The sequence below is a fragment of the Acidisoma sp. L85 genome, from assembly GCF_009765865.1.
Lineage (GTDB): Bacteria > Pseudomonadota > Alphaproteobacteria > Acetobacterales > Acetobacteraceae > Acidisoma.
The window spans coordinates 82530-91763 of sequence record NZ_LMUQ01000084.1 but is presented as its reverse complement, the minus strand read 5'-3'; the positions used below and the strand labels follow the sequence as shown (position 1 = coordinate 91763).

Here is a 9234-nt window from a genome sequence, read left to right as displayed (position 1 = left end):
CCCGACGCACTGACGACCTGCTCCGGTGTCATGCCCCAATGGGTGAATCCCCAGTCGGCACGCGCGACGGATGGCCCGCCGACGACCGCCGCGAAAACCATCGCGAGGGCAATGGACGAGGCCCACCCAGCCCGGACCATGGGGTATGAGGGTCGAATCTCGGCCATGACCGGCTCCCTCGGTTCATGCTGGACATAGACGGCTTTGTCGCCTGCGCGCTAGCACAAGGTGAGCTCACATCATTGCCAATAGATCGATGGGTCGAATACGCGAGTTCAGCGCGGCCGCCGCAAAGCCTGGTGCTTTGAATTTGTGAGCCCTAAACCGCCGCCTCGCCAAAAATCTGCGCCGTATCGCTGCCCCAAGCCTCGCTCCATTGCGCCAGCCAATGCTCCGCCTGCGTCGGCTCGCCGGCGGCGATCGCCTCCAACGGCGCCAGATACCGCCGCTCGTCATGCCCCTTGGCATCGGCCGCACCACGCGCCCGCAACCCATCCCGCGCGATCTCCATCAGCGGCTTTGCGATGTCGCGCAACGCCCCCTCCCGCCACGCCGCGGACAACCCCGCAGCCGGCACCTCGGCCCGCACCGCATTGAGCTGCGCCGCGTCCAGTCCCGCGACCAGCGTTTCCGCCGCCGTCAGGGCCGCGTCATCGTAAAGCAGCCCGACCCAGAAGGCGGACAGCGCCACCATCATCTCCGGCGTGCCGGCATCCGCGCCACGCATCTCGATGAAGCGCTTCAGCCGGACATCCGTGAAAATCGTCGTGAGGTGATCGGCGAAATCGCCAAGCACCGGCCGCTCGCCTTCCAGCTCCGGCAGACGCCCGGCCATGAACTCGCGGAACGAGGCGCCGGCAACGTCGATGTACCGCCCCTCGCGATAGACAAAATACATCGGCACATCGAGCGCGAATTCGGCGAAGCGCTCGAAGCCAAAACCATCCTCGAAGACCACCGCCGGAATGCCGGACCGCGCGTTATCCGTATCCAGCCAGGCCGCCGCGCGGTTGCTCATCATCCCGTTCGGCTTGCCCTCATAGAAGGGCGAATTGGCGAAGAGCGCGGTCGCGAAAGGCTGCAGCGCCAGGCCCACGCGCAGCTTGCGCACCATGTCGCTCTCGCTGCTGAAATCGAGATTGACCTGCACCGTGCAGGTGCGCGTCATCATGTCGAGGCCGCGCGTCCCGACCTTGGGCATGTAGCGTTCCATGATCCCGTAGCGGCCCTTCGGCATCCACGGCATATCCTCGCGCCGCGCCAGCGGATGAAACCCGAGGGGCGCGAAGCCGAGGCCAAGTCCCTTGGCGACCGGCCGCAGCTCCGTCAGATGCGCGTCGAGTTCGGCATGGGTTTGGTGCAGGTTCTGGCAAAGCCCGCCCGACAGCTCGAACTGGCCCGCCGGCTCCAGCGAGATGGAGGCGCCGTTGCGGGTCAGCCCGATCGGCTTGCCCTGGTCGATGATCGGCTCCCAGCCATTCCCGGCGATGCCTTCCAGCGTGGCGCGAATGCCCTGCGGCTCATAGGGCGGCGGCATGAGGTCGCTCAGCCGGAAGCCGAATTTCTCGTGCTCCGTGCCGATGCTGAATTTCTCGCGCGGCTTGCAGCCGGTGGCGAGATACTCCGCCAGCTGCCGGGTCGAGGTGATCGGGGTGAGGTTGCCCTCGCCGGGGTTGGACATCGGCTGTTCCGCTCAAGCGTCGTGGATCGGGTAAGGCGTCGGCATCATGCGCGGTCGGCGGCCTGGAGCAGCGCGAGCCCCACGATGGCGGCCGTCTCTGCACGCAGAATGCGCGGGCCGAGGGAAGCCGGAAGAAGAAACGGAAGCCGGCGCAATGCGTCAAGCTCCCGTTGGTCAAAGCCACCTTCCGGACCCACCAGCAAAGCGGCGGGACCGGCCAGCCGGGGCGGCGCCGGCGCATCGCTGCGCTCGATGGCCGCGACCAGCACACGCTCGCTTTGCCAGCCCGCGAGCACCTCCGCAAGCGGGAGCGGCGCATGGATGTCCGGCACGGTCAGCCGCTCGCATTGTTCAGCCGCTTCCAGGGCAATGGCCCGCAGCCTCTCGGGATTGGCGCGGCCGGGCTGGCTGCGCGCGGTGATCACCGGCAAGATCGCGGAAACGCCAAGCTCGGTCGCCTTCTCCAGGGCCAGTTCGAAGGCATCGCGCTTGATGATGGAGAGCAGCAGCCAGAGGTCCGGTTCCGGCGCCTGCGCCCGCAACAGCGCCACCACCCTCAGCCGCACCGATCGCTTGTCGATCGCCTTAATCCGCGCCGACCACTCGCCGTGCCGCCCGTCGAACACGCGCAGAGTATCGCCCGGCGCACGGCGCATCACGGCGCCGAGGTAGCGCGCATGCCGCTCGCCCAGCGCAACCTCGCTCCCCTCGAAAAGCGTGGCGGCGTCGGTGAAGAGCCGGATTGACCGCAGGTCGGCGGTCGCGTCACTAGAGGTCATGGCGGCGCATACGGATATCGACCGAGGCGGCTGGATCGCGCGAATGCCGGCGGGGCTCGCACCCTACGCGGTGCTCGCCCGGCTGGATCGTCCCATCGGCGCCTGGCTGCTGTTCCTCCCTGGCCTCTGGAGCATTCTGCTCGGTCGCGCTTCTACGGGGGAGACCATCCGTCTCATCCTGCTCTTCGCGCTGGGGTCCGTAGTGATGCGGAGTGCAGGCTGCGTCGTCAACGACATGTGGGACCGGGACATCGACCGGCAAGTCGCCCGCACGGCTGGGCGACCGCTCGCCTCGGGCGCGCTGTCGATGCGGCAAGCCGGCATTTTCCTCGCGCTGCTGCTGCTGCTGGGCCTCGGCGTCCTGCTCAGCCTGAACCGTTCGGCGCAGGAACTGGGCGCCGCCTCGCTCATCCTGGTGGCGCTCTATCCGGCGGCGAAGCGGGTAACTTGGTGGCCACAGGCGATGCTCGGCATCACCTTCGGCTTCGGCGCGCCCCTCGGCTTCGTCGCCGCCACCGGCCATTTCAACGAAGCGGCCCTCGCCCTTTATGGCGCCGCCTTCTTCTGGATCCTCGGCTATGACACGATTTACGCGCATCAGGACCGCGAGGACGACGCTTTGGTCGGCGTGCGCTCCACCGCCCGGCTCTTCGCGACGCAATCACGCCCTTTCGTTGGCGTTTGCTACGCGGCGGTGATTTTGCTGCTGGCCGGGGCAGGATACGTCGCATCCCTCACGCCCCTCTACTATGCCGCCCTCCTTCTGCCGGCGGCCTTGCTCGCGCGGCAGATCATGCGGCTCGACGTGCACGACCCGGCACTCTGCCTCGCTCTGTTCAGGAGCAACCGGGACGTCGGCCTCGCGGTCGCCGCCTGCCTGCTCCTCGGGTATTTGTGACGAAGCTGCCGTTCAGCGGAGACGCGGAGGCTTTCCTCCACGCTCACACCGTCTTGGACCGCGCCCCGCTGGTGCCCGAGGTCGCGCTCCACCTCGCGACCGAAATCACTCCGATCTGGCGAGCGACCGAAGCCTGGCTCGAGGCCGAGGGTATCGAACCGCCCTTCTGGGCCTTCGCCTGGCCCGGCAGCCAGGTGCTGGCGCGCATGGTGCTGGACGATCCCGCCATGGTGCGAGGCCGCCGCGTGCTCGATTTCGCCGCCGGCTGCGGCCTCGCGGCGATCGCCTGCGCCATGGCCGGCGCCGCCTCGGTCGAAGCGGCCGAGATCGACCCTTTGGCGGTGGCCGCCACCCGTCTCAACGCGGCGGCGAACGGCGTGACGGTAACGGCGGAACTCGGCGACGTGGTGGGCGCCCTTTGCCGCTGGGACGTCATCCTCTGTGGCGACGTCTGTTACGAGCGGCCGATGACCGCCCATGTCCTACCCTGGCTGAGGCGGATGGCGGCCGATGGCGCCGAAGTCCTGGTCGCCGATCCCGGCCGCGCCTACCTTCCGCGCGAGGGCGTTGCGGCAGTCTGCAAGATGGCCGTGCCGACTACGATGGAATTGGAGGACCGGACCGAACGATTGGTGACGGTATACCGGCTGGTGTAGCGCGAGCTTCGGTGGTCTCGGGCGTGATGAGTTGAACCGTAACCAGAGATCCGTCATGGCACGCGAAGGCGTGCCATCCACGTCTTGCCTTCGTGAAGCAAGCAAAGACGTGGATGCTCGGCCTTCGCCGGGCATGACGAGGGGAAATAGCGACGGTTCAGACTAGAGACATCCCGCCCCAGCGGCAGCGCAGCCGCCTCGCCGACCTACCGGCTCATCAAAACCGGCAGATCCGCGTTCTCCAGAATGTGCCGGGTAACGCCGCCTAGGATGAGCTGGCGCAGCCGCGAATGTGAATAGGCGCCCATCGACAGCAGATCCGCGCCGAACTCCCGCGCCGCCGCCAGCATCCCGGCACCTACCGAACGATCGATCGGCCTGAAAGTCGCGATCTCCGCCGCAACCCCATGCAGCCCAAGGTAAGCCGCCAGATCCGGCGCCTCCGGCCCGCGCCGCTGGTAATCCTCTGAGGTCAGAATCCGCACGGCCGAAGCCCGGTGCATCCAGGGCAAAGCCGCCTGCACAGCCGCTGAAGACTCCGCCGTGCCGTTCCACCCCACGCAAATCCGCGTGCCAATAGTCTTAGGCGGCACCGCCGGAGACAGCAGTACCGGCCGCCCCGAATCGAACAGCACCGCATGCAGCGCGTCCGAGGAGGAAACATCCTGCCCCGCCTCGGGATGCGGAATAACCGCGAGATCGGAGAGCCGCGCCTGCTGCGCGATGATCTCCTCCTCCCGCCCGGCGACGGACACAAAGCTCGCGGTCGCCTGCTCCCGTCCGTGCCTAGGCTCACCCACCGTCACGCCGTGGAGTGCCACCGAATGCTCGAAAAGCGCGCGCACATCATGGGCGCGGGTGGCGCTCTCCTTCTCGGTCGCGACCATCATATCCTCGATCATCGCGCCCGAGAGACCCTCGCCCGCCAAGGGCGCCACGTCCCGCGCATCGACCCGCACATGCAGCACCGTCAGATGCGCGTTCCAGATCCGCGCGGTATCGAGCGCGGCATCCAGCGCCGCCTTGCCAGCGGAAGTCTCGTTGAGAAGCAGAATCAGCTTGCGAATGGGCATGGCGTTTGTCCGTTCCGTCGGTGCGGGCAGGCGGCAGTATAGCGCCGGCTTACGGGAAAAGGCGGCTCGGCACCCAGTCCCCAGCTTCGCCGGTCCGGGTCAGAACCAGGCGATCATGCAAGCGGTAAGGCATCTCTCGCCAGAACTCAAAACGCTGCGGCACCAGCCGGAACCCGGACCAATGCGGCGGTCGCGCTACATCGTCGCCGGGAAACCGCGCCTCCGCCTCCGCCAGCCGCCGCTCCAGCTCCGACCGATCGGCCAGCGGCCGCGACTGGTCGGAGGCCCAGGCACCGATCTTGGACAGCCTGGGACGAGACACGAAATACGCATCGGCCTCGTCCGTCGAGACGGGCGCGACCTTGCCCTCGACCCGCACCTGCCGCTGCAGCGACTTCCAGTGAAACACCAAAGCGGCACGCGAATCGGCCGCGAGTTCGCCGCCCTTGCGGCTCTCGAAATTGGTGTAGAAGACGAGGCCGCGCGAATCCTGCCCCTTGAGCAGCACAATGCGCGCATCAGGCGCACCATCCGCCCCCACCGTCGCCAGAGTCATCGCATTGGGGTCGTTAGGCTCGGTACGGCGCGCATCCGCCATCCATTCCGCGAAGAGCGTGAAAGGATCGGTCGACGGAGTGGGCGAAAGCGACATGCGGTCGGTATTCCTACGGGCTTTCCGGTTACATACCGACGGCCGAGGCCCGAGTCCAAGCCTCGGCGCGGCCGCTGCATGGCCAGCCTGCTCTTGTCGGTAAGGGGTAGGCTGTGCCAGACGCCGCAGATTGCGTTAGTCACGGCGCGTATCAGCTTTCTTCGGGGGTCCAGCATGTCGGACGATTCCTCTGCCGCGGGTCCCGCGAAGGGCACTCTCATGGCCGGCAAGCGCGGTGTCGTCATGGGCGTCGCTAACGACCGCTCGATCGCCTGGGGCATTGCCAATGCCTGCGCGGCGCAGGGTGCGGAGATCGCCTTTACCTACCAGGGCGAGGCTTTGGAGAAACGTGTGCGGCCGCTCGCCGAAAGTGTCGGCTCGTCCATCGTTCTACCCTGCGATGTCGGAGATGACGCGAGCATCGATGCGACCTTCGCCGAGATCGCCCAGAGCTGGCCGAAGATCGACTTCCTGGTCCATGCCATCGGCTGGGCCGACAAAGCCTATCTGCGCGGCCACTATATCGACACGCCGCGCCAGGCCTTCCTGCAAGCGCTCGACATCTCCTGTTACTCCTTCGTCGCCGTCGCGCAGCGGGCCGCCCGGATGATGGAGGCGGGCGGCTCCATGCTGACCCTCACCTATCTCGGGGCCGAGCGCGTGATGCCCCATTACAACGTGATGGGCGTCGCCAAGGCAGCTTTGGAGGCCTCGGTGCGCTACCTCGCGGCCGATCTCGGCGAGCGCCAGATCCGCGTCAACGCCATCAGCGCCGGTCCGATCAAGACGCTGGCCGCCAGTGGCATCGGCGATTTCCGCTACATCCTGAAGTGGAACGAACTCAACGCTCCGCTGGAGCGCAATGTCGGCACGGAGGAGGTCGGTGGTTCGGGCCTCTATCTGCTGTCCGATCTCGCCTCCGGCGTTACCGGCGAGGTGCATCACGTCGATTGCGGCTACCACATCGTCGGCATGAAGAATCCGCGCGCGCCCGACATCGCCATCGTTTCCGCCTGATCCCGGCGGAATGTCGCACAACACCTTCGGCCATCTGTTCCGCGTCACGACCTGGGGCGAAAGCCACGGTCCGGCGATCGGCTGCGTGGTGGATGGCTGCCCGCCGCTGCTGCCGCTGACCGAGGCCGATATCCAGCCTTATCTGGATCGCCGCCGCCCCGGCCAATCCAGCTTCACGACCCAGCGCCAGGAGCCGGACGAGGTGCAAATCCTCTCCGGCGTCTTCGAGGGCCGCACCACCGGCACGCCGATCGCCCTGCAAATCCAGAACGTCGATCAGCGCTCCAAGGATTACGGAAACATCGCCCGCAGCTACCGGCCGGGCCATGCGGATCTCACCTACCAGACGAAATACGGCATCCGCGATTATCGCGGCGGCGGTCGCTCCTCCGCTCGAGAAACTGCAATGCGCGTCGCCGCCGGTGCTATCGCGCGGCGGGTCCTGGGCGAGCGCATCGTCATCCGCGGCGCGATGATCCGCATGGGCGCGCACGGCATCGACGCGGCGCGCTGGGACTGGGAGGAAGTCACACGCAACCCCTTCTTCTGCCCCGACGCGCTGACGGCGGAAGCCTGGGCGACGGAGTTGAGCGAGATCCGCAAGCAGGGATCCTCGATCGGCGCCGTCCTCGAAATTCGTGCCGACGGCGTTCCCGCCGGTGTCGGCGCCCCGCTTTATGGCAAGCTAGACGCCGATCTGGCTGCCGCCCTCATGAGCATCAACGCCGTGAAGGGCGTCGAAATTGGCGACGGCTTCGCCGCGGCCGCGCTGCGAGGCGAAGCGAATGCCGACGAAATCCGGGCCGGAGAGCATGGCGAGCCAAGCTTTCTCTCCAACCATGCAGGCGGCATCCTGGGCGGCATCTCGACCGGCCAGACCATCATCGCCCGCTTCGCCGTCAAACCGACCAGCTCGATCCTGACGCCCCGCCGCACCATCGATGAAACCGGCGCGGAAACCGAGATCATGACTCGCGGCAGGCACGACCCCTGCGTCGGCATTCGCGCCGTACCTGTCGGCGAAGCGATGATGGCCTGCGTGCTCGCCGATCATTTGTTGCGGCATCGCGCTCAGGTGGGAGATTCCTCAGGACTCTAGACGCCGTAACAATTCTGTGTTTTGCCTCGCGTGTGGTGCAATCCTGCCCCTCTCGTTTCCGTGAGCCCATGACACGCACCTTGCCGGCGAAAAACCTGAGGGAAGCGGAGATCGCCTTCCCGCTCCCCGAACTCGCGCATCTTAGCGACTTCGTGGGCATTGTCGGCGCCCCGGTGTGGCGAGAGCGGCTGGCCGAGCTGCAAACCCGCATCGCCGCCTCCAACCGGCAGGGCAGCGTGCTGCGCCAGCGGCATTCCCTGGAACTCGCCCTTGACCGCCTCCTAAACCGCGGTCCGGAGTCGCGCACCAAACCGCCGCTCTCCGCGGCCGAGACGCGTCTCGCATTGATCGCCGCCGAATGCGTCACACTCGCCAAACAGTTAACGCCTGAAGGTCGCGAGCGGCTGCGGGAACGGCTTCAGGCGGCGCTGTCAGACGACAACACCCTCATCGATCTCTTCCACCTGTTGCGAACCGGCGCGCTCTACCGTGAACGCGGCTTCTCGGTGTTCTACGCGAAGCTCGAGGAGCTTGCCTCCTACGACCTGCTGCTGAGCCGCGACGATGTCGAAGCCGAATGCGTCTGCGACACGGTCTCCGCCGAAATCGGCCGAGACATCCACCGCGTCGCCTGGGCGCGCTTCTGCGACCTCGCCGAGGCCAATCTGAAGGCTTGGCTGGAAGGCCGCCCCGGCCGCTACCTACTCAAGATGACCCTGACGCGGGGCCTTACGGATGCCGAGCCGGCGATGGTCACTTCGCTGCATGACCGCCTCAAGACCATGCTGGCAAGCGGCAATCGCCTGGATCAGGATCCCAATGCCACGCTGCGCCTTGAACCGCTTTCCCTCGCCGGGACAGCCACCACGGCCACCGAGGAAGGACTCATCGTCCGCCTGCGTCACGAATTCGGACCGGAGGCACACCTCTCGGTCGCCGGCTGCTCGGCCGGCGTCTGGGCCATGGCGGCCCGTGCCGGCAAACGCAACGAAATCGCCGGCAGCGTCCATAGCCGCCTTGACGTGCTGGCGCCGAGCCGCCTCTCCGGCACGCGGCCCGGTATCCTCTCGCTGTTTCTCGAGGATATCGACCGCCACGAATGGCGTGTCCTGCGTGAGAGCCTGGAGCTCGAAGGTGCAGCGCGTCACTTCATGACCTGCGGCGGGGCTTCGGCGGTGGCCGCCGTCACCTGCTATAGCCGGATGGAGATGTTCGGCCTGACAGGCTCAGACGCCGTGGCGGATGGCGAACTCCGTTTCCGCAACCCGAGCCACCCAGCCGCCAAGCACCCGGCTCTCGCCGCGGCGATCGCTTCCTCCAACTAAAAGACTCTGGTCGGGGCGCTGATCGCCCGGCGCATTTACGGAACCTTTGCGGAG

At 66.9% G+C, this 9234-nt stretch carries 9 protein-coding genes; 5 read left to right on the top strand and 4 right to left on the bottom strand.

All coding sequences use genetic code 11. The features are described 5' to 3' along the window. Positions 1 to 319: 319 nt before the first annotated feature. Together GSQ83_RS28270 and GSQ83_RS28265 are read right to left on the bottom strand one after the other, a co-directional pair. Positions 320 to 1681: a glutamate--cysteine ligase gene (locus tag GSQ83_RS28270; RefSeq protein WP_158806305.1), complete on the bottom strand. Its 1362-nt coding sequence runs from the start codon at positions 1679 to 1681 to the stop codon at positions 320 to 322. Positions 1682 to 1725: 44 nt separating this feature from the next. Beyond that, positions 1726 to 2460: a 16S rRNA (uracil(1498)-N(3))-methyltransferase gene (locus GSQ83_RS28265; protein ID WP_158806304.1), complete on the bottom strand. Its 735-nt coding sequence runs from the start codon at positions 2458 to 2460 to the stop codon at positions 1726 to 1728. On the opposite strand from GSQ83_RS28265, the gene ubiA reads away from it, so the two are divergent. Together ubiA and GSQ83_RS28255 are read left to right on the top strand one after the other, a co-directional pair. Further along, on the top strand, positions 2459 to 3358 hold the full coding sequence (gene ubiA, locus GSQ83_RS28260) for a 4-hydroxybenzoate octaprenyltransferase (RefSeq protein ID WP_158806302.1): 900 nt from the start codon (positions 2459 to 2461) through the stop codon (positions 3356 to 3358). The genes GSQ83_RS28265 and ubiA overlap by 2 nt on opposite strands. Further along, positions 3355 to 4014, top strand: a complete 660-nt coding sequence (locus GSQ83_RS28255; protein ID WP_371418092.1) for a methyltransferase — start codon at positions 3355 to 3357, stop codon at positions 4012 to 4014. The genes ubiA and GSQ83_RS28255 overlap by 4 nt, the downstream gene beginning before the upstream one ends. Positions 4015 to 4220: 206 nt before the next feature. Here the strand turns inward: GSQ83_RS28255 and GSQ83_RS28250 are convergent, their stop codons facing one another. After that, complete coding sequence (locus GSQ83_RS28250) at positions 4221 to 5087, bottom strand: universal stress protein (RefSeq protein ID WP_158806300.1); 867 nt, start codon at positions 5085 to 5087, stop codon at positions 4221 to 4223. A gap of 49 nt (positions 5088 to 5136) precedes the next feature. Then, positions 5137 to 5859 (bottom strand): pyridoxamine 5'-phosphate oxidase, encoded by a 723-nt coding sequence (gene pdxH, locus GSQ83_RS28245; RefSeq protein WP_256367267.1) that lies wholly within the window; start codon positions 5857 to 5859, stop codon positions 5137 to 5139. A gap of 54 nt (positions 5860 to 5913) precedes the next feature. Here pdxH and fabI point away from each other — a divergent pair, with 54 nt between their 5' ends. The 3 genes from fabI (at position 5914) to GSQ83_RS28230 (ending at position 9180) form a co-directional block, all read left to right on the top strand. Beyond that, positions 5914 to 6756, top strand: coding sequence for an enoyl-ACP reductase FabI (gene fabI / locus GSQ83_RS28240; RefSeq protein WP_158806297.1), 843 nt, complete (start codon positions 5914 to 5916; stop codon positions 6754 to 6756). A 10-nt stretch (positions 6757 to 6766) separates the two neighbouring features. Then, positions 6767 to 7855, top strand: coding sequence for a chorismate synthase (aroC, locus tag GSQ83_RS28235; protein WP_158806295.1), 1089 nt, complete (start codon positions 6767 to 6769; stop codon positions 7853 to 7855). A gap of 68 nt (positions 7856 to 7923) precedes the next feature. Next, entirely contained in the window at positions 7924 to 9180 is a 1257-nt protein-coding gene (locus GSQ83_RS28230; protein ID WP_158806293.1) for a hypothetical protein, read from the top strand. Positions 9181 to 9234 lie beyond the last annotated feature (54 nt).